Annotated in this window: 22 protein-coding genes and 1 other annotated feature; all 22 genes read left to right on the forward strand. The window is 36.0% G+C overall.

Annotated features, from left to right (window positions below):
* The first annotated feature begins 26 nt into the window (after positions 1-26).
* Positions 27-1100, forward strand: a complete 1074-nt coding sequence (spoVE, locus tag JOC48_RS10880) for a stage V sporulation protein E (RefSeq protein ID WP_239584320.1) — start codon at positions 27-29, stop codon at positions 1098-1100.
* Positions 1101-1245: 145 nt separating this feature from the next.
* Positions 1246-2040, forward strand: a complete 795-nt coding sequence (locus tag JOC48_RS10885; protein ID WP_204499598.1) for a cell division protein FtsQ/DivIB — start codon at positions 1246-1248, stop codon at positions 2038-2040.
* Positions 2024-2716, forward strand: a complete 693-nt coding sequence (locus JOC48_RS10890) for a DUF881 domain-containing protein (protein ID WP_204499600.1) — start codon at positions 2024-2026, stop codon at positions 2714-2716. The genes JOC48_RS10885 and JOC48_RS10890 overlap by 17 nt, the downstream gene beginning before the upstream one ends.
* On the forward strand, positions 2700-3449 hold the full coding sequence (locus tag JOC48_RS10895; RefSeq protein WP_204499602.1) for a DUF881 domain-containing protein: 750 nt from the start codon (positions 2700-2702) through the stop codon (positions 3447-3449). Before JOC48_RS10890 ends, JOC48_RS10895 begins: the two co-directional genes overlap by 17 nt.
* On the forward strand, positions 3449-3817 hold the full coding sequence (locus JOC48_RS10900; RefSeq protein ID WP_204499604.1) for a small basic family protein: 369 nt from the start codon (positions 3449-3451) through the stop codon (positions 3815-3817). Before JOC48_RS10895 ends, JOC48_RS10900 begins: the two co-directional genes overlap by 1 nt.
* Positions 3818-4011: 194 nt before the next feature.
* Positions 4012-5298, forward strand: a complete 1287-nt coding sequence (gene ftsA, locus JOC48_RS10905; RefSeq protein WP_204499607.1) for a cell division protein FtsA — start codon at positions 4012-4014, stop codon at positions 5296-5298.
* A 118-nt stretch (positions 5299-5416) separates the two neighbouring features.
* On the forward strand, positions 5417-6541 hold the full coding sequence (ftsZ, locus tag JOC48_RS10910; protein WP_204499609.1) for a cell division protein FtsZ: 1125 nt from the start codon (positions 5417-5419) through the stop codon (positions 6539-6541).
* Between the two features lie 271 nt (positions 6542-6812).
* Positions 6813-7751, forward strand: a complete 939-nt coding sequence (gene spoIIGA / locus JOC48_RS10915; protein ID WP_239584315.1) for a sigma-E processing peptidase SpoIIGA — start codon at positions 6813-6815, stop codon at positions 7749-7751.
* 107 nt (positions 7752-7858) lie between these two features.
* Positions 7859-8578 (forward strand): RNA polymerase sporulation sigma factor SigE, encoded by a 720-nt coding sequence (gene sigE / locus JOC48_RS10920; protein ID WP_204499611.1) that lies wholly within the window; start codon positions 7859-7861, stop codon positions 8576-8578.
* 123 nt (positions 8579-8701) lie between these two features.
* Positions 8702-9481: an RNA polymerase sporulation sigma factor SigG gene (gene sigG, locus JOC48_RS10925; RefSeq protein ID WP_204499614.1), complete on the forward strand. Its 780-nt coding sequence runs from the start codon at positions 8702-8704 to the stop codon at positions 9479-9481.
* Between the two features lie 219 nt (positions 9482-9700).
* Positions 9701-9970, forward strand: coding sequence for a YlmC/YmxH family sporulation protein (locus JOC48_RS10930; protein ID WP_204499616.1), 270 nt, complete (start codon positions 9701-9703; stop codon positions 9968-9970).
* Between the two features lie 65 nt (positions 9971-10035).
* Positions 10036-10845 (forward strand): peptidoglycan editing factor PgeF, encoded by an 810-nt coding sequence (gene pgeF, locus JOC48_RS10935; RefSeq protein ID WP_204499619.1) that lies wholly within the window; start codon positions 10036-10038, stop codon positions 10843-10845.
* A gap of 83 nt (positions 10846-10928) precedes the next feature.
* A complete protein-coding gene (locus JOC48_RS10940) occupies positions 10929-11606 on the forward strand; it encodes a YggS family pyridoxal phosphate-dependent enzyme (RefSeq protein ID WP_204499621.1) in 678 nt (225 codons plus the stop codon).
* Positions 11607-11621: 15 nt separating this feature from the next.
* The gene (locus JOC48_RS10945) at positions 11622-12041 is read left to right on the forward strand and encodes a cell division protein SepF (RefSeq protein ID WP_204499622.1); all 420 of its coding nucleotides are present in this window, start codon (positions 11622-11624) and stop codon (positions 12039-12041) included.
* 4 nt (positions 12042-12045) lie between these two features.
* Positions 12046-12312: a YggT family protein gene (locus JOC48_RS10950; RefSeq protein ID WP_204499623.1), complete on the forward strand. Its 267-nt coding sequence runs from the start codon at positions 12046-12048 to the stop codon at positions 12310-12312.
* A 143-nt stretch (positions 12313-12455) separates the two neighbouring features.
* On the forward strand, positions 12456-13229 hold the full coding sequence (locus JOC48_RS10955; RefSeq protein ID WP_204499624.1) for a YlmH/Sll1252 family protein: 774 nt from the start codon (positions 12456-12458) through the stop codon (positions 13227-13229).
* Positions 13230-13309: 80 nt separating this feature from the next.
* On the forward strand, positions 13310-13831 hold the full coding sequence (locus JOC48_RS10960; protein WP_204499625.1) for a DivIVA domain-containing protein: 522 nt from the start codon (positions 13310-13312) through the stop codon (positions 13829-13831).
* 80 nt (positions 13832-13911) lie between these two features.
* Positions 13912-14247: a binding site (T-box leader), on the forward strand.
* 81 nt (positions 14248-14328) lie between these two features.
* Entirely contained in the window at positions 14329-17088 is a 2760-nt protein-coding gene (gene ileS / locus JOC48_RS10965; RefSeq protein ID WP_204499627.1) for an isoleucine--tRNA ligase, read from the forward strand.
* Positions 17089-17360: 272 nt separating this feature from the next.
* Positions 17361-17837, forward strand: a complete 477-nt coding sequence (gene lspA / locus JOC48_RS10970; protein WP_204499629.1) for a signal peptidase II — start codon at positions 17361-17363, stop codon at positions 17835-17837.
* The gene (locus JOC48_RS10975; RefSeq protein ID WP_204499631.1) at positions 17834-18745 is read left to right on the forward strand and encodes an RluA family pseudouridine synthase; all 912 of its coding nucleotides are present in this window, start codon (positions 17834-17836) and stop codon (positions 18743-18745) included. The genes lspA and JOC48_RS10975 overlap by 4 nt, the downstream gene beginning before the upstream one ends.
* A 209-nt stretch (positions 18746-18954) precedes the next feature.
* Positions 18955-19497 (forward strand): bifunctional pyr operon transcriptional regulator/uracil phosphoribosyltransferase PyrR, encoded by a 543-nt coding sequence (gene pyrR, locus JOC48_RS10980; protein WP_204499633.1) that lies wholly within the window; start codon positions 18955-18957, stop codon positions 19495-19497.
* 155 nt (positions 19498-19652) lie between these two features.
* Positions 19653-21032 (forward strand): solute carrier family 23 protein, encoded by a 1380-nt coding sequence (locus JOC48_RS10985; RefSeq protein ID WP_204499635.1) that lies wholly within the window; start codon positions 19653-19655, stop codon positions 21030-21032.
* The last annotated feature ends 37 nt before the right edge of the window (positions 21033-21069 follow it).

A 21069-nucleotide genomic window follows, 5' to 3' on the forward strand; every position in this document is an offset into this window, starting at 1 on the left:
AGCAAAATTCGAAGCATGCACCAGATATGCTACTAACCTTAACTATTTTTGCGTTACTAATTGTTGGTATTGTGATGGTTTATAGTGCCTCTGCGATTTGGGCAAACTACAAATTCGGTGATTCGTTCTATTTCGCAAAGAGACAGTTGTTATTTGCTGGAGTCGGTATTATAGCCATGTTCTTTATTATGAATATACCTTACCTAACTTGGCGCAAATATGCCAAACCAATTTTAATTGTTTGCTTTATTCTATTAATAGCTGTTCTTATCCCTGGTGTTGGCATGGTAAGAGGAGGAGCAAGAAGTTGGATAGGTGTCGGGGCTTTTAGCATTCAACCGGCAGAATTTATGAAACTAGGTTTAATTATTTTCCTTTCAGCATATTTGTCAGCAAATCAAAAGTATATTACGTCTTTTAAAAAAGGTTTTTTACCAGCCTTATTGTTAATCTTCGTTGCATTTGGATTAATCATGCTTCAGCCGGATTTAGGGACTGGCGCTGTACTAGTATTAACCTGTATGGTTATGATATTTATTGCAGGTGCAAGGATTTCACACTTTATCGGACTGGGTATTTTAGGTATGATTGGTTTTCTAGGATTGATCATTTCAGCCCCATATCGAATAGATCGGATTACTGCGTTTTTAAATCCATGGGAAGATCCATTAGGAGATGGTTTTCAAATTATCCAATCTCTTTATGCTATTGGTCCTGGTGGATTAATGGGGATGGGGTTAGGACAAAGTCTCCAAAAGTTCTATTACCTACCTGAGCCTCATAATGATTTTATTTTTGCTATTTTAGCCGAAGAATTAGGATTTATAGGTGGTACGTTTGTTTTGTTATTGTTTCTTTTGTTGCTTTGGAGAGGAATACGTATTTCGTTAGCAGCACCTGATACATATGGTAGCTTGCTCGGTTTGGGTATCATCGGAATGATTTCACTACAAGTAATGATCAATATAAGTGTTGTTATTGGGTTGATACCTGTTACAGGAATAACACTACCATTTTTAAGCTATGGAGGGTCGTCTCTAACCTTAATCTTATGCTCGATAGGTATTGTTTTAAATATAAGTAAATATGCTAGATTATAAAAGAAAAAACAGCGCAATCAACTGAACTGAGTTGATTGCGCTGTTTTTTTAGAAAACCCTATAATTGTTATATCGAATTGAAGTACAGATAAGGGTTAAATATGATATAATTTTACCTAAATTAGAAAAGGGAAGAAAAGCAGGGATGTCTGAAAAAAAAGTTGTTTCCATAGAAGATAGAATTCCTAAACTCAAACAAGAAAGAAAGAAAAAAGCAAACAGACGTTTAATCTTTTATTTGTCAATTTTCTTTTTGCTAATTTCTTTAGTCGTTTACTTACAGTCTTCCCTTAGTCACGTTCGTATCATAGAAGTTGAGGGGAACCAATATGTAAGTGAAGATGAGATTATAGCTCTAGGAAATATACCAGAAGATCAAAGCTATTGGAGTGTTGATAAGGAAAGGCTGAAGAATAATATCCGGAAACATTCCGAGATCAAATCAGTCGAAATAACTAAAACATTTCCTTCTACGGTTACAATCTTAGTGGAAGAGTTTGAGCGAGTTGGTTATGTCAAACAAGGAGATAAATATTATTTGCTTTTAGAAAATGGAGAGCGTCTAGATTCTTTTCCAATAAAAAATATTGAGGGTGATGCCCCTCTCTTAGTTAATTTTACTGAATCTACTTACTTAGAAGAAATGACCAAGGAGCTACAGATGCTGCCTGCCAATATTGTTGACTTAATATCTGAAATTTATTGGCAGCCAACGGAAGGAAATCCGTATAGAATATGGTTGTATATGAATGATGGGTTTGAAGTGGAAGGTTCTATTCGTAATTTTTCAAAATCCATGCAATCCTACCCTTCTATTACTGCACAATTAGAACCTGGAAGTGAAGGGATTATTCATATGGGGGTTGGTGGGGCAGTTTTTGATCCATATGAAAGTGAACCACCGGTAGATGAGGAGAATCAAGATGAAGTTGAAGGGTAAACATGTTATATTATCCTTAGTTTTGCTGGTGTTTGGCTTTTTAGTAACCTTTAGTTACCAACAAGCCAAAACCAATTCTCGTGTCATTCAGCTGTCGAATCAAGAATGGGAGAGAGATTATTTTTATCGAGAACAATTGATTAGTTTAGAGGAAAAAAACAAACAATTACGCTCTGAATTAGACAATAAACGACAAGAAATACAAACGATAGAGAATATGTTAGGTAATCAACAATCTGTAATAGGAGAGTATGTGCAAATAAAAAAAGATTTGCAAATGGTAACAGGTGAGTTACCGGTTAAAGGTGAAGGAATAGAGGTAACCTTGAGTGATGCTGATTATATTCCTTCAGAAGAGAACGTAAACCAATATATTGTTCACGACAGACATGTCCAGTTAGTAATAAACGAACTGTATAGTGCTGGTGCTCAAGCTATAGCCATTAATGGTCAAAGAATTTATAAAGATAGTTTTATTTCTTGTGTAGGGCCTGTCATTTCTGTTGATGGTAATCCATATCCAGCTCCTTTCACCATATCAGCGATTGGAGATACTGAAGTTTTAGATATTAGTTTACATTTAACAAATGGCGTGATAGACCTTTTGGTCGGTGATAACATAGAAGTAGAAGTAGAGAATAAAGATACCATTGAAATGAATGCAAGGATTAGCTAGAAAGGTGATGAAAGTGAAAACACAAGATAAAATAATCATTTCATTGGTATGTACGTGTGTAGGTTTTATGGCCGCCGTTCAGTTTCAGTCGATGCGTGAACCAACAAAACGCGATACAAGAGACTTATGGGAAATTCGGTCACAGTTACAGGTAGAGCAGAAAAAACAGCAACAGTTATATGAACAAATTGCTGATGCGGAACAAATAATCAGTCAATACCAACAAAAATCAGAACAGCAACAATTGATAACACTAAAAGAATCCATTGAGGAGCTTGAAAAAAAGGCTGGTTTAACAGAGGTAACAGGAAGTGGTGTGAAAATAACTGTTCAACCTATTTTTGAGGGAACCGAAATAAGACAGCAATATCCAGCAATTACTCCAGAACTACTTCATCGCTTGATCAATGAGCTAAATAGTTTTGGTGCAACTGATATTGCAATCGAAAATGAACGTGTGATTAACACAACTCCGATTCGTTATGTGAATGGGGAAACATATGTGAATAATCATGCACTTCCTCCAGTTCCGCTTGATATATATGTATTGTCCCCAAACCCGAAACGACTGTTGAATTATATTCAAGTAAGCCAGTCAAAGGATTATTTTTCTATTGAAAAGCTAAATCTCATAGCTGAACTACAAGAGGAGATTACATTACCCGAATATAACGGTTTAGTAAGGCTAGATATGCTAAATGTCAATGAAGCAGTAGAAACAGGTGATGAATAATGTGGCTGCCAGCATTATTTTTAATCGTTGGGTTGACGTTAGGGTTATTAACTGATATTACCATTCCTGATCAGTACTCTGACTATTTGTCAATTGCCTTGTTAGCGGCTTTTGATACCTTGTTCGGAGGAATAAGAGCTCATTTGGAAGGAAACTTTGAAGAGAAAGTATTTATTTCTGGTTTCTTCTTTAATATTAGTTTAGCAGCTTTATTAGCATTTATAGGAGTCCAATTAGGAATTGACCTTTATCTTGCAGCAGTATTTGCATTTGGTGTAAGATTATTCCAGAACATTGCAATCATTAGAAGGAAAATGTTAGAAAAAAATAATTCTTTGTTGAAAATTGAAAAAAACAAAAGAAAATAAAGGAAAATCGTCGTTTTGTGTTGAATATTGTTAGTTAGTGTTTTGGGTTATAATAAATTTAAATTCCGTTGGTAGCCTGAAAAATAGTAAATTTTACAATCTGCTAGATATTGTGCAAAATAGATTGTAATTCTATCAAATTTTCGTTAATATTTGTACTATTCAGATGCCTTAAGATTAGGAGGTGCCTTTCTTTGAACAACAATGAAATTTTAGTCAGCCTTGACATAGGTACATCAAAAATAAAAGTGATTATTGGTGAAGTTTTAAATGATTCCTTAAATATTATTGGAGTTGGGACAGCAAAGTCTAATGGAATGAAAAAAGGTGCCATCGTTGATATAGACCAGACTGTTCAATCTATTAAAACTGCGGTTGAACAGGCTGAACGAATGGTCGACATTAAAATAGACAGGGTCCTTGTTGGGATTAATGGTAATCATATACAATTGCAGCCATGCCATGGGGTTGTTGCTGTTTCGAGTGAGAACCGTGAAATAGGCAATGAGGATATTCGTAGAGTTATTGATGCAGCTCAAGTTATATCGGTCCCTCCAGAACGTGAAATTGTTGATGTCATTCCAAAACAATTTATTGTAGATGGCTTAGACGAAATTACTGACCCGAGAGGTATGATTGGTGTACGATTAGAAATGGAAGGTACAATTATTACCTGCTCAAAAACAATGTTACATAACATTTTAAAATGTGTAGAAAGAGCTAATTTAGAAGTGTTAGATATTTGCTTACAACCATTAGCAACAGGGGATATAGCTTTATCAAAGGACGAAAAAAACCTAGGGGTAGCTCTCATTGATCTTGGTGGAGGTAGTACTACTGTCTCTATTTTTGAAAATGATCACTTAGTATCCACTAGTGTCGTTGCTTTAGGAGGCGACAACATTACAAAAGACTTGTCTATTGGTCTTCGTACTTCTTCTGAAGAAGCTGAAGATATTAAATTGAATCATGGACATGCTTTCTTTGATGATGCACGTGAAGAAGAAACTTTTGATGTAGCAATTATAGGCAGTAATAAAAAGCAAACGTTTAATCAATTGCAAATTTCTGATATGATTGAAGCAAGATTAGAAGAAATTTTTGCCTTTGCTGATAGAGAAATCAGAAAAATGGGATACAATGAACTTCCAGGTGGGTATGTATTAACTGGTGGGTGTGCAAATATGCCTGGAACACTAGAGTTAGCTCAAGATTTGTTCCGTTCTAATGTGCGGATCGCAATACCAGATTACATAGGAGTTAGAGAGCCACAATTTACTTCTGGTGTCGGGATATTGAAGTTTGCTTATCGAAATGCAAAAATTCAAGGAAAAGAAATTTCTGATGCAGTAACGATAATGGAACATGAACAGCCAAAACAAAAGAAAACAAAACGTAATACTATGAAACAAAAAGAAACAACTCCAAGTAAAAAGAAGGAATCGGGAATCGCTAGTTTGTTTAAGTACTTTTTTGATTAAACAAGCGTTCCTTGTAGTGTGGGTTCAAAAAGCGAATCGCTTTTTGAACTTCCTCTAACAGATATAGAATACGACTTCAATGAATCTTGTAATCTTGCAAAATAGGAGGAACGAAATAATGTTAGAGTTTGATACAAATATGGATCAACTTGCTACGATTAAAGTAATCGGAGTTGGTGGTGGCGGTAGTAACGCTGTAAATCGCATGATTGAGCATGGTGTTCAAGGTGTGGAATTTATTGCTGTGAACACGGACGCACAAGCTTTAAACCTCTCCAAAGCTGAAGTGAAAATGCAAATTGGAACAAAATTGACACGTGGTCTAGGTGCAGGAGCAAACCCTGAAGTAGGTCGTAAAGCAGCAGAAGAGAGTAAAGAACAGTTAGAAGAAGTATTAAAGGGTGCAGACATGGTGTTCGTAACAGCTGGTATGGGAGGCGGTACTGGGACGGGTGCTGCTCCAGTTATTGCCCAAGTAGCAAAAGAGCTAGGAGCGCTAACAGTAGGCGTTGTTACGCGTCCATTTACGTTTGAAGGTAGGAAGCGTTCGACACAAGCAGTTAGTGGGATTGATGGTTTAAAGGGCAGTGTTGATACGTTAATTGTCATTCCGAATGATCGTCTACTAGAAATCGTAGATAAAAATACACCTATGCTGGAAGCCTTCCGTGAAGCTGACAATGTTTTACGTCAAGGTGTTCAAGGGATATCCGATTTGATTGCAGTTCCAGGATTAATTAACGTGGACTTTGCCGATGTTAAAACGATTATGTCAGATAAAGGTTCTGCACTAATGGGTATAGGCATTGCTACAGGAGAAAATAGAGCAACAGAAGCAGCTAAAAAAGCCATTTCTTCTCCTCTATTAGAAACTTCTATTGATGGTGCACACGGGGTCTTGATGAATATTACTGGTGGCGCAAATTTAAGTCTTTATGAGGTGCAAGAAGCAGCTGATATAGTCACTTCTGCTGCAGACCAAGAAGTTAATGTTATCTTTGGTTCTGTTATAAACGAAGATTTAAAGGATGAGATTGTTGTCACAGTTATTGCAACTGGATTCGATGAGTCGCAATTAAGCTCACAACCTAAACAACGACCTGTGACAAGTGTAAATCAACCAGCTGGTGAAAGAAGACGTGATGAAGTTTTACGTGAAAGTCCAGGCACGAGTAGAGGAAAACAAGAAGAAGATACCCTAGATATTCCAACATTTTTACGTAACAGAAACCGAAGAAGATAATGTAATTTTAATTAAAAAAGCCGAATGGATTATTGTTCCATTCGGCTTTTTATGGTCTATGATTTTCAAGCCAATTCAATAATTGTCGATTCCGATTTATGTAAGATACCAGCTATTTCTCCATAGAAAACTAAGTTAAACGAAAACCGAGAAAAAAATAATGTGACAAATTAACTAATAACCTCTAAAAATTAGTTGTTGCTAAGTCACAAAATGTGACAGACTTCTAAAATTAATTTGAGTATACTAGCAACAAATCCATTTTAGGAGTATGGAAAGGAAGAAAAAGGTGACTATCTATTTAGATGCTGTATGGCTATTAAATTTTTTATTAGATTGGATGATTCTTTTATTGACACAAATGATTACGAGAGATAATACGAGACGATTTCGTATAGTAATTGGCGCATTTGTTGCATCCATTATCGTTCCAATCACCTTATTCCTTCCTGACTCACTTCTTACTACTCCATTTGGAAAAGTGATATATTCACTATTTATCATTTTGTGTGCATTTGGTTACAGAAATATCCACCAGTATTTTAAAAGGCTTTTGTCATTTTACTTTGTATCCTTTTCTCTTGGAGGTGGACTCATTGCTTTACACTTTTTAATGGGACAACAAGTAATGGTGTCAAATAGTAGCATGCTCACATTCCAAACTGGCTATGGGGATCAAATTAGTTGGTTGTTTGTAGGAGTTGGTTTTCCAATTATTTGGTTGTTTACTAAGTCGAGGATGGACAAGCATGCTTTGGAGTCATTTAAACAGGATCAGTTGTTTTATGTAACTATTCAGTTGAAAGGCAAAAGTTATACGACCACTGCCTATGTTGACAGTGGTAATCAATTAGTTGATCCCTTTACTCAGAAACCCGTTATTATCTGTGATCAAACGTTTATGTCTAACTGGCTTAGTAAGGAGGAGCTCGCTCAACTTGAAAGTGCACAGGTGAATTTAAACTTTGATAATGTACCTGAAAATTGGGAGCACATGATTCATATTGTTCCGTATCAAGCTGTTGATGGTAAGCCAACATTCATGATTGTACTGAAACCAGAAAAGCTTCATTTAAGCTATGAAGATAAACAAATTTCAACGAACAAACTTTTAATTGGCTTGCAATTTGCAGAACTAACATCAGACGGAAGTTATCATTGCTTATTACATCCGCAACTATTTAAGCACACCGTTGCTACGTCTGCATAAGTCTTGGATGAAAAAATAAATGATTTATGGAAGTCAGTGCCCTTTCCGCAAAAAGCGGTACGATCACATATTCATCGTAAATAGAGAAAAAAAGGAGAGAATATCAGATGAAAAGATGGACGTTTAAACTTCAATTGTGGTGGTACAAACTTAGAGTAAAATTAGGATTAAAACCAAATAAGATCTATTATATTGGTGGCAGTGAGGCACTACCACCTCCGCTTTCTAAAGAGGAAGAGGCAGAGTTATTAAAAAGGCTTCCAGTTGGAGATGAAGCAGCTAGAGCAATGTTAATCGAGCGAAACCTTCGATTAGTTGTTTACATTGCTAGAAAATTTGAAAATACAGGTATTAATATTGAGGATTTAATAAGTATTGGTACAATTGGATTAATTAAAGCAATTAATACGTTTAATCCGGAGAAGAAAATTAAATTAGCGACGTATGCCTCGCGGTGTATTGAAAATGAAATCCTCATGTATTTAAGAAAAAATAATAAAATCAAATCGGAAATTTCTTTTGATGAACCATTAAATATTGACTGGGATGGTAATGAATTATTATTATCTGATGTATTAGGTACAGATGATGATGTTACAATTAAAGATTTAGAAGCAAGTGTAGACAAAAGTTTACTAAAAAAAGCGTTGTCTAATTTAAATGATAGAGAAAAACAGATTATGGAACTTCGTTTTGGTTTGATTGGAGAAGAAGAGAAAACACAAAAAGATGTTGCTGATATGTTAGGGATTTCACAATCTTACATATCACGATTGGAAAAAAAGATCATTAGACGATTGAAAAAAGAATTTAATAAAATGGTTTAAGTCTATACACGACCAAGGTTCTACCAAAATGAAGCTTATTACAAGTTAAAACACCTTGCATAAAAATTCTCCTGACAGGTGATACTGTTCAATGAACAGCATCTCCAAACGGGAGGGTAGATCATGACAAGACATAAGGTAGAAATTTGTGGAGTAGATACATCAAAATTACCAGTACTAAAAAATGATGAAATGCGGAAATTGTTTAAGCAAATGCAAGATGGTGACTTATCAGCAAGGGAACAATTAGTGAATGGAAACTTACGACTAGTGTTAAGTGTGATTCAAAGGTTTAACAATCGTGGTGAATATGGTGACGACTTATTTCAAGTCGGCTGTATTGGTTTAATGAAGTCAATTGACAATTTTGATTTAAGTCAAAATGTAAAATTTTCGACCTATGCAGTCCCTATGATTATTGGTGAAATTAGAAGATACTTAAGAGATAATAATCCGATTCGAGTCTCAAGATCATTACGGGATACGGCATACAAGGCTTTACAAGTTAGAGAAAAGCTTATTAGTAAAACATCGAAAGATCCAACACCAATGGAGATTGCTGAAGAAATGGGTGTTCCACACTCAGAAATTGTTTTTGCCATGGATGCTATACAAGATCCTGTATCGTTATTTGAACCCATTTATAACGATGGTGGTGATCCAATCTTCGTTATGGATCAACTGAGTGATGACAAAGACAAAGAGTCAAATTGGCTTGATAAATTATCATTAAAAGAAGGAATGCACCGATTAAATGATCGAGAGACAATGATTTTAAATAAACGCTTTTTTCAAGGAAAGACACAAATGGAAGTTGCAGAAGAAATCGGGATTTCCCAAGCACAGGTGTCTCGATTAGAAAAAGCAGCTATTCGTGAAATGAATAAAGAAATGTTTGAATAATAAACATAATATATTTTAATATGTCCTATCGATTACAGTTTCTGTCCTTGCCACAAAAGATGGTATTGGACAAGAAATTGCTAAATCGATAGGACATTTTTTATGCTTTCATGATAAGTATAATTCCATGCTTGAAGATTAGTGAATCGGTTAATTTTTAGAAATTAAAAGAAAAATAATAGGCTCCTTGCATATAGTAGTAAAAAGGCAGGTGTTTCGATGATTACATTAACAGACTTACAAATCAAGGATATTATCATGGTGGACGATGGGAAAAAGTTAGGGAACATTACTGACTTAGAAATTGATGTGGATAAAGGTAAAATACTCTATTTGATAATCGGGACAAAAGGAAAAGTAATGGGGATGTTCGGAAAGCAAGATGAGATGATAATTCCGTGGGAGAATATTGTTACAATTGGTTCAGACGTCATTTTGGTAAAGAAACAGGGGCATCCAAGATTATTTACTGAACAAATTGACAATTGATTCAGGTTTTAACAGGAAAACCCTAGAGAATTGTGGTAAAATGGTGGAAAATGAGGAGGAAAACAATGGAACCCTTTCTACTTAACAATCATTCGACATTATTGATAGAAGATTGGAAAAAAGATGCACCTACATTAGTAGCTGGGATTACAACACGTGACGGAGGTGTTAGTAAGGGTTCATTTGCTTCCTTAAACTTAGGCTTTCACGTTCCTGACACCCCTGAGCATGTTTTGGAAAATAGAGAGTCTTTAGCTGAATTCTTGAAAATTCCTTTGAGAAACTGGGTAATGGGGGAACAAACTCACCAAACAAAAGTTGTTGTGGTTAGTCATGCAGATGCAGGTAAGGGTGCTTTTGAACATCGGAGCACCTTGAATGGTGTAGATGGAATAATCACGAGTGAGCGTGGTTTATTATGTACAGCTATGTTTGCTGACTGTGTTCCATTATATTTTTTCGATCCAATTACAGGGTGGATTGGAATTGCTCACGCAGGATGGAGAGGCACAGTCAACAAAATGGCAAAAGAAATGGTCGATTCTCTTGTTAACCAAGGGGTAGATGTACAGTCATTACGTGTTACAATTGGACCTTGTATTAGTCAATTTAATTATGAGGTTGACGATAAGGTTGTAGACCACATCCCAAATAATTGGAAAGAAAAAGTAGTAAAACGAACGAAAACGGGTCGGTTTTTGCTTGATTTACGAAAACTAAATCAGGAGATACTTTTAGATTCAGGGGTGTTGGGTGAAAATATTAAGGTCACCAATTTTTGCACATTCCAGGATGATAAGTTTTTTTCACATCGACGCGATAATGGCATGACTGGTCGAATGTTAGGATTTATTGGTTTTCAAACAACTAACTAAATAATTTTACAGGTGATACAAATTGAAAGCTTCTTGCTTCCATGAATGATTTTTAACATCTTCTAGAGAAAGGAGACAAACTCATGAATGTACAAGCCAATTTCGAAGGGATACGTGCTAATATTAATCAAGCCTGTAAAAGAGCTGGCCGAAACCCAGATGAAATAACCGTCATTGCGGTTACGAAATATGTTACAATTGAACGAGCAAAAGAGGCAATTGAAGCTGGTGTTACTAATCTTGGGGAAAACAGATTGGAAGGTTTTAAAGAAAAATACCATGCATTAGACTCCTTAGCTACATGGCATTTTATTGGATCCTTACAGTCTAGAAAAGTGAAGGAACTGATATCTGAAGTAGATTTTATCCATTCATTAGACCGCTTGTCTCTTGCAAAGGAAATAAATAAACGTGCTGATGAACCAGTTTCTTGTTTTGTTCAGATTAATGTTAGTGGAGAAGAATCTAAGCATGGAATTCACCCAGATAAAGTACATACATTTATTGAAGAATTAAGTAAATATGAGAATATAAAAGTTGTTGGATTAATGACAATGGCGCCATTTATTAACGATGAAGCAGTCATCCGCTCAACATTTAAAGATTTAAGATTATTACGAGACGAAATAAGAGATAAACAGTTTGCACATGCACCTTGTCCTTATCTATCAATGGGAATGAGCAATGACTATTCGATTGCGATTGAAGAAGGTGCTACACATATTCGGATCGGGTCAAAGCTTGTTGGTAGTTCTAACTAAAATGAGGTGAATACAATGAGTATTAAAAGTAAAATAAAAACGTTCTTTACTGTTGATGATGATTATGATTATGTGGAAGAGAATGTGGACGAGCCTCAACCATTATCGAGAAGTAGTAGAAGTGAGAATGTGGTTAGCCTGAAATCTGTAACAAACAGCGCTAAAGTTGTTTTATGTGAACCACGTTCTTACAATGAAGCACAAGATATCGCTGATCACCTTGTTAATCGGCGATCTGTTGTAGTTAATTTACAGCGAGTCGAACATATTCAAGCAAAACGCATCATAGATTTTTTAAGTGGGACTGTTTATGCAGTTTCGGGCGGAATTCAGAAGCTAGGACCACAAACGTTTCTTTGTACGCCTGAAAACGTTGATGTTTCAGGTACGATAACAGAAATGCTAGAGGAAGAAGAAATAGAAAGAGGATGGTAGATTGATGTCACAGTTATTTAATTTGCTTTACACTGCAATCGAAATTTATAGTTTTGCCTTGATTATTTATATTTTACTATCTTGGTTTCCTGGTGCAAGAGAGTCTTCGATTGGGAGTTTCTTGGGTAGGATATGCGAGCCTTATTTAGAACCATTTCGCAAAATCATTCCACCATTAGGAATGATTGACATTTCTCCAATCGTAGCAATTTTAGTTTTACAGTTTGCTACAAGTGGGTTGCGTATTTTACAGGGGTACCTTTTTTTCTAATTTAATGATGATGTAGGTAAAACTTGGCTTAAGCCAAGTTTTATTTGAATCTGCTGTCAAAGTTTCAAGTGGACAGTTTCAAGTGTAAGAAATAGGTTAGAGAGAACTTTTGTGTTAAAATTTTATATTCATAGGTGATTGTCGTGGACTTATACCAGCATTTCCGAAAAGAAGAACATCCCTTTATTGATCAAGTCCTTTCATGGAGGGAGCAGGTTGAACGAAGTTTTCAGTCTAAATTAAGTGATTTTTTAAACCCTCGTGAACAAAAAATTTTTTCAACAATTATCGGCAAAAGTACGGATTATCAATTAGGATTTTTCGGTGGTGCAAAAAATGCTGAAAGAAAAAGGGCTATTCTTGCACCCTATTATGAGGAGATTTCAGATGAAGATTATGAAATTACTTTATTAGAAGCGAAGTATCCATCGAAATTTATCACATTAGAGCATCGAGATGTGTTAGGGGCGTTTTTATCATTGGGGATAAAAAGAAAGAAGCTTGGTGAGCTTATCGTTCGAGATGGGTTCATTCAAATTGTGGTCGCCTCAGATATCGATATGTATATTAAAGTTAATTTAACGGAAATAAAACGAGCATCTGTAACTTTTGAAGAAAGACCGATTACTAATATTGTAGAGAAGAATGAAGAATGGGACGCACATCTTGTTACTGTATCATCGCTCCGTTTAGATGCAGTGTTAAAAGAAATTTACCATATATCAAGGCAAAATGCTTCAGCATATATAGAAAAAGGCTGGGTAAAAGTAAATTTTGAAACGATCCAAAACCCATCTTTTGTTTTGGAGCAGGATGACCTGTTATCACTCCGTGGAAAAGGCAGAAGTAAAATTACGGATATTCACGGCCTATCTAAAAAGGAAAAGTGGAAAATAACGATTGAAAAATTAAAATAAATAAAATAATTTGCAGGAAATCCCTTAAAAATGTCGAAATTTTGAATACTGGGAAAGAATTATGTAAGGAGGTGGCCATTGTGCCATTAACACCGCTAGATATTCATAACAAAGAGTTTACAAGAGGTTTTCGTGGTTATGATGAAGATGAGGTTAATGAATTTTTGGACCAAGTAATAAAAGATTATGAATTAGTTATTAGAGAAAAAAAAGAACTAAAAGAAAAAGTGGAACAGTTAAGTGAAAAGCTCGGTCACTTTTCAAATATCGAAGAAACATTGAATAAGTCTATTTTGATTGCTCAAGAAACAGCAGAAGAGGTTAAAGGTAATGCTACGAAAGAATCAAAACTAATTATAAAAGAAGCAGAGAAAAATGCAGATCGCATTATCAATGAAGCATTACAAAAGTCAAGACGTATTTCTATTGAGGTAGAGGAACTAAAGAAACAGGCTAAAGTGTTTCGAACCCGCTTGAAAATGCTTGTTGAAGCACAGCTTGATTTAATCGAAAATGATGACTGGGATGGCTTATTTGAAACGGAAGTAGACGATAGACAAGATGAAGGTATAGAGAAGAAGACTTTTGAGAATAATTATTAGACCTTGACGTTTAAACAATTATTACATATAATTCATTAACATAAGTCTATGATTATGTGATGACACAATGGAATGATTTTCAAAATACAATGCGAGGGAAAGTATAAAAGTAAGCCCACTGTGAAGCGAGTTAGGGGTGGTGAAAGCCTAACCAGTGTACTTTTAGAAAATCACCCTTAAGTATCCATTCGAAAAGATAGTGTAACGAATAGTACCTGTCAAGTGACTGGATTGTGCCCGGGAAATGTGGGGGTACTTCGGTATCTTGCTAATCGGTACGATGAGGAGATTACAGTTATCTGAGTAGAGATGGACGGTTTATTCACGTTACGAATTTCGAGTGGATAAAATGATGGTAATTATGCTTCATCATTTATCTATTAAGGGTGGTACCGCGAGTCCTTCTCGTCCCTTTGGGATGATAAGGGCTTTTTTGTTTGCTCGCAACATTTCTTAACTTTCATTGCTATAAAAGAAACGTAAGGAGGAAAATGGAAATGGATTTTAAACAAACATTGTTAATGCCAAAAACAGAATTTCCAATGCGTGGGAATTTACCAAACAAAGAGCCAAAAATTCAAGAAAATTGGGATGATGTAGACATTTACGGTCAAGTTCAAAAAAGAACAGAAGGTAGACCGTTGTTCGTATTACATGATGGACCTCCATATGCTAATGGAGATTTGCATATGGGTCATGCATTAAACAAAATCTTAAAGGATTTTATTGTACGCTATAAATCAATGGCAGGCTATAATGCTCCTTATGTTCCAGGATGGGACACTCATGGACTGCCAATTGAGCAAGCTTTGGCAAAGAAAAAAGTAAATCGTAAAAAAATGTCTGTAGCAGAATTCAGACAAAAGTGTGCCGACTATGCCCTTCAACAGGTAGATAATCAACGAACACAATTCAAGCAATTAGGGGTTCGTGGAGATTGGGACAATCCATATATTACGTTAACGAAAGACTATGAAGCTGCTCAAATCAAAGTGTTTGGGGAGATGGCTAAAAAGGGATACATTTATAAAGGGCTTAAACCAGTTTACTGGTCTCCATCGTCCGAATCTGCTTTAGCGGAAGCAGAAATCGAATATCAAGATAAACGATCGCCGTCGATTTATGTAGGTTTTGATGTGAAAGATGGCAAAGGTCTTCTTAATGGTGATGAGAAATTTATCATTTGGACAACGACTCCATGGACTATTCCTGCCAACCTGGCTATTGCTTTACATCCTGATTTAGAATATGCAGTAGTTAAGGTTGGAGATGACAAATTTATTATTGCCCATGAAATGTTGAATACTGTTAGTGACGCATTAGAATGGGAAAATCCAGAGACTGTTCAATCGTTTAAAGGGAAAGAAGCTGAGCACATCGTTGCCACGCACCCTTTCTATGATCGAGATTCATTAGTAATTCTTGGTGAACATGTCACAACGGAAAGTGGTACTGGTTTAGTTCATACAGCACCGGGTCATGGGGAAGATGACTTTTTTGTTGGTAAAGAATATGGGCTAGACGTACTTTGTCCAGTAGATGAAAAGGGTTATTTTACGGATGAAGCACCTGGGTTTGAAGGGTTGTTTTACGATGCTGCTAATAAGGAAATCACACAAAAGCTGGAAGAGGTAGGAGCATTATTAAAGCTAAACTTTATTACCCATTCGTATCCACACGACTGGAGAACAAAAAAGCCAACTATTTTTCGAGCAACAAATCAATGGTTTGCTTCCATAAAAGATTTTAGAGAAGATATCTTAAAAGAAATTAAGCGGATTAAGTGGTTCCCAAATTGGGGAGAAACAAGACTGTATAATATGGTCCGAGATCGTGAGGATTGGTGTATTTCTCGACAGCGTACTTGGGGGGTTCCGATTCCGGTATTTTACGGTGAGGATAGAACTCCGATTATTACTGACGAAACAATTACACATGTATCTAACTTATTCCGTGAGCACGGTTCAAATATTTGGTTTGAGTGGGATGCCAAGGATTTACTTCCAGAAGGCTTTACATCCGAGCATAGCCCGAATGGTACATTTACAAAAGAAACAGACATTATGGATGTATGGTTCGATTCCGGCTCTTCTCACGAGGGAGTCTTAGAAGAACGTCCTGAATTGAAACGACCAGCGGATGTTTATTTAGAAGGATCAGATCAATACCGCGGATGGTTTAATTCATCACTTTCTACTTCTGTTGCTGTAACTGGAAAGGCTCCATATGAAGCAATCATTAGTCATGGATTTGCGTTAGATGGGCAAGGTCGTAAAATGAGTAAATCAGTTGGTAATGTTGTTGTCCCTGCAAAAATTATGAAACAATATGGTGCTGATATTTTACGCTTATGGGTAGCCTCTGTGGACTATCAAGCAGATGTTAGAATCTCTGATGATATTATTAAACAAGTTTCTGAAGGCTATCGTAAAATCAGAAATACGTTCCGATTCATGCTAGGAAATCTACATGATTTTGATCCTAACAAGCATGCTGTGCAAGAACAGAACCTACATGAAGTTGACCGATATATGCTACTTCGTCTACAAGAGCTTACCAAAAAGGTTCGAGATGCTTATGATAACTATGAGTTTTCCACGATTTATCATAACGTGCATAATTTCTGTTCGATTGATTTAAGTGCTTTCTATTTAGATTTTGCAAAAGATATTTTATATATTGAAGCGGCGGATAAAAATAGACGTAGAAGCATTCAAACGGTTTATCATGAAATTGTTACGTCTTTAGTTAAGTTATTGGCTCCAATTTTAGTCCATACAACGGAGGAGATTTGGAGTTACATTCCTGGTGTTGAGGAATCTAGTGTTCAGCTAACAGATTTACCTGATCCAAAGGATGTAAAGGACAAAGAGCAGTTAAAAGCAAAATGGGATAATTTTATGGAGATTAGAGATGATGTCTTAAAGGCGTTAGAAGAAGCGCGTGCTGAAAAAGTAATCGGGAAGTCTTTAGAGGCAAGGATTTCTATCGTTCCAAACAATAATGAAACGAAAGTATTACTTGAGAATATTGAACAGTTACATCAATTGTTTATTGTTTCAGAAGCTAACGTAGAAGATAACCATTCAGAAGCTAAGGAATATGATCATGTAAAAGTCCATGTTGAAAAACATACGGGTGATAGATGTGAACGTTGTTGGGTAGCTTCTGACACTGTTGGTACAGATAATGAATATCCAGAGTTATGCTCTCGCTGTGCTGACATTGTGAAAGAGCACTATTCAGAATTAGCTTAATAATTAGTAAACGCTAGGACGTTGTTTTTCAAAACAATTCCTAGCGTTTTTACATGGATTTAAATATGGGGATATAATATCCTTTAAGGGGTATATATGATAGGTAATCGTATGATACAGTCATACAGTCTTGTGATGGGGAGGGTTGTTTCTTTGTTTCGACGGTTTTCAACTCTTATTTAGAACTTCTTATGGAAGGATTTTCTTTTTCAATTGTTTTTATGATAAAATGCTATAGAATGTAGAAAGACTATGGAACGGGGGAACAATGAATGATTGGTTTATATTATTTCATTGCAATTGTCATCATTTTAATAGATCAACTTTCAAAGTGGTGGGTAGTAGCAAATATGGAGTTAGGTGAAAGCATTACGGTTATAGAAAACGTATTTTACCTAACGTCACATCGGAACACCGGTGCAGCATGGGGGATTTTAGCGGGTCAAATGTTTTTTTTCTACATAGTGACAACGGTTGTCATTATTGTTGTCATATACTATATCCATAAGTTTGCGAAAGATAATAAATTAATGGGTTGGTCATTAGCATTTATTCTCGGTGGTGCAATTGGTAATTTTATTGACCGTATTTTTCGTAAAGAAGTAGTCGACTTTTTTAATGTTTATATTGGAACATATGATTACCCTATTTTTAATATCGCTGACTCTGCTCTCGTTGTTGGTGTTATCTTAATGTTAATAGCAACCTTTGTCGATGAGAAGAATAAGAAAGGAAGTATGCCTGCATGACATCCTTTAACCATAAGGTTCAACCAGAAGAAAAAGGTTTACGAATCGATAAATTATTAACCACATTAAATACAGAGGCTTCAAGATCTCAAGTTCAATCTTGGATAAAAGATAATTTTGTTAGAGTAAATGGAGAGGCCATAAAAAGTAACTACAAGTGCCAAATAGATGATGACATTAGTTGGGATATACCAGAAGCGGAAGAATTGGATGTTGTTCCAGAAAATATTCCTATTGATATCATTTATGAGGATGAAGATGTGTTAGTCGTTAATAAGCCAAAGGGAATGGTTGTTCATCCATCACCCGGACATTATAATGGAACCCTTGTTAATGCGTTACTGTATCATTGTAATGATCTGTCAGGTATTAATGGAGTTATTCGACCTGGAATTGTTCATCGAATTGATATGGATACAAGTGGCTTATTAATGGTTGCAAAAAATGATGTTGCTCACGAGTCTCTTGTGAATCAATTAAAAGATAAAACCGTAATGCGGTCTTATGAAGCGATTGTACATGGTGATATTGCTCATGAATATGGTACAATAGATGCTCCACTTGGAAGAGACCCAAAAGATAGACAAAAAATGGCAGTTGTCGATGGTGGAAGGGATGCTGTTACCCATTTTGAAGTTTTACAACGCTTTGGAAACTATACATATGTCAAATGTGTATTAGAAACGGGACGAACTCACCAAATTCGTGTACATATGCAATATATCGGTTATCCATTAGTCGGTGATCCTAAATATGGGCCAAGAAAAACAATGGATATAAATGGCCAAGCATTGCATGCAGCAGTTCTTGGATTTGAACACCCTAAGTCAAAAGAATGGCTCGAATTTCAAGTGGAAGCACCTAAAGATTTTCAAACTTTATTAAAAGATTTGGAGAAGATGAGTTGACAATTCGTCAATTGTTTGTAATAATTTAAGATAGAATTTAATAGAACCTTTAAAACAGTCCCGTGAGGCTGAAAAGGAGTCGGATAGAATACATTAGGATACGTGTATCTAAAGAACCCTTTTTTCCTTGCGAGAAAAGGGTTCTTTTTTATTGGATTAACGATAATGTGTTCAACAAGACTCTACCTTTCACAGAGAGGAGCAAAATAATGAAGAAAAAAGCAACTGTATTAGATACCTCTGCTATAAATCGAGCATTGACTAGAATTGCCCATGAAATATTAGAAAAAAATAAAGGTGTGGAAGGTCTAATGCTTGTTGGTATAAAAACAAGAGGGCTACCTTTGGCTAATCGTTTAAGAGATAAAATAGCACATATAGAAGGTGTAGAGATCCCAATTGGGGAATTAGATATCACACTTTATCGGGATGATTTAAAGCATGCTAACACTAATACCGAACCAACGCTTCAAGAAGCGAAACTTAACGAGCAAATTTCAGGAAAAAATATTATTCTAGTAGATGACGTTTTATTTACAGGAAGAACAGTTAGGGCTGCCATGGACGCATTGATTGATCAAGGTAGACCATCTCAGATTCAACTAGCCGTTTTAGTAGATCGTGGTCACCGTGAGTTACCAATTCGTGCGGATTACATTGGTAAAAACATTCCTACTTCACAAGACGAAGTGATCGTTGTTGAACTAGGGGAAACGGATAGTAACGATCAAGTAAGTATATATGAAAAATAAATACAAAACCTTTAAATAAGTCCCGTGAGGCTTACAAGGTTGCTTTAGGATTCGTGTGTCAACTACACGACTACCTCTTTGCAGCCTTGCAAGGAGGTTTTTTTATTCAACAAAAACAGACAATGGAACAGATATAGATAGAGGAGGAAATACGAATGGCAGATAAAGATATGGTAATGGACGTAAATGAGGTACCTAAGGTTCCACGGTGGTTTATATTAAGTATTCAGCATCTATTCGCAATGTTTGGAGCAACGATTTTAGTTCCTTTTTTAACAGATCTTTCTCCTGCGGTTGCACTGGTATCCAGTGGTCTTGGTACGCTCGCCTATTTAATGATTACAAAAGGAAATGTTCCAGCATATTTAGGTTCGAGTTTTGCGTTTATTGCCCCTGTCACTGCTGCAACAGCTGCTAGTGGTGCTGCAGGTGCGATGATGGGTAGTTTTTTAGCAGGTTTAGTTTATGGTTTATTAGCATTATTAATTTCGGTTTTTGGTCTTAGTTGGTTAATGAGAATTTTACCTCCAATTGTTGTAGGCCCGGTTATTATCGTTATCGGTTTGGGTCTTGCACCGGTTGCTGTCGACATGGCGATGAATGTAGATGGCGAATATAGTGGTACTCATTTAACAGTAGCATTATTCACACTGGCAATTACAATACTAGCTTCGATTTTCTTTAAAGGGTTTTTTGGTTTAATTCCTGTCTTAATTGGTATCGTTTTTGGTTATGTATTTGCGCTGTTCCTAGGTGTTGTTGACACTTCTGGAATTCAATCCTCCTGGAATGGGATTGTTACTGCAGGCTCGATTGGAGGAGCTATCGTAGCATTTTTCCAAGCGCCGGAATTCATTGTTCCATTTGTTCATTATTCACCAGCAGAAGTGATTAGTTGGGAAATTGCATTAATTATGGTGCCTGTTGCGATTGTTACAATAGCTGAACACATTGGTGATCAGATGGTACTTTCTAAAGTTGTAGGACGTAATTTTATTAAAAAACCAGGATTACATCGTTCGATTCTTGGAGATGGAGTAGCAACAGTTATTGCTTCTTGTCTGGGTGGACCACCAAACACTACCTATGGCGAAAACATTGGTGTATTAGCAATAACAAGAGTGTTTAGTGTGTTCGTTATTGGAGGAGCGGCTGTACTGGCTATTTGTTTTGGATTTATCGGTCCAATTACAGCTACGATCGCTTCTATTCCAGCTGCAGTAATGGGAGGCGTTTCTATCCTATTGTTCGGGATTATAGCATCCAATGGTTTAAGAATGCTAATAGATAATCAAGTAGATTTAGGTAACAAACGAAATTTAATTGTTTCTTCCGTCATTCTAGTAATTGGTATTGGAGGAGTTGTTGTACAGGTTGACGTTGCAGGTGTCGATGTCCAAGTTGCTGGTATGGCATTATCCGCTATTATTGGAGTCATTTTAAACCTAGTATTGCCAGGTAAAGAGTCTGGTTATGGGAATGGAAATATGTTTCAAGCCGACGAATCGGTACAAATAAATAGTGATTCTCAATAAAAAAGGTGAGACTGTTCTAACCATACTCCATCAATAG

This window comes from Aquibacillus albus, from assembly GCF_016908325.1.
Taxonomy (GTDB): Bacteria; Bacillota; Bacilli; order Bacillales; family Amphibacillaceae; genus Aquibacillus_A; species Aquibacillus_A albus.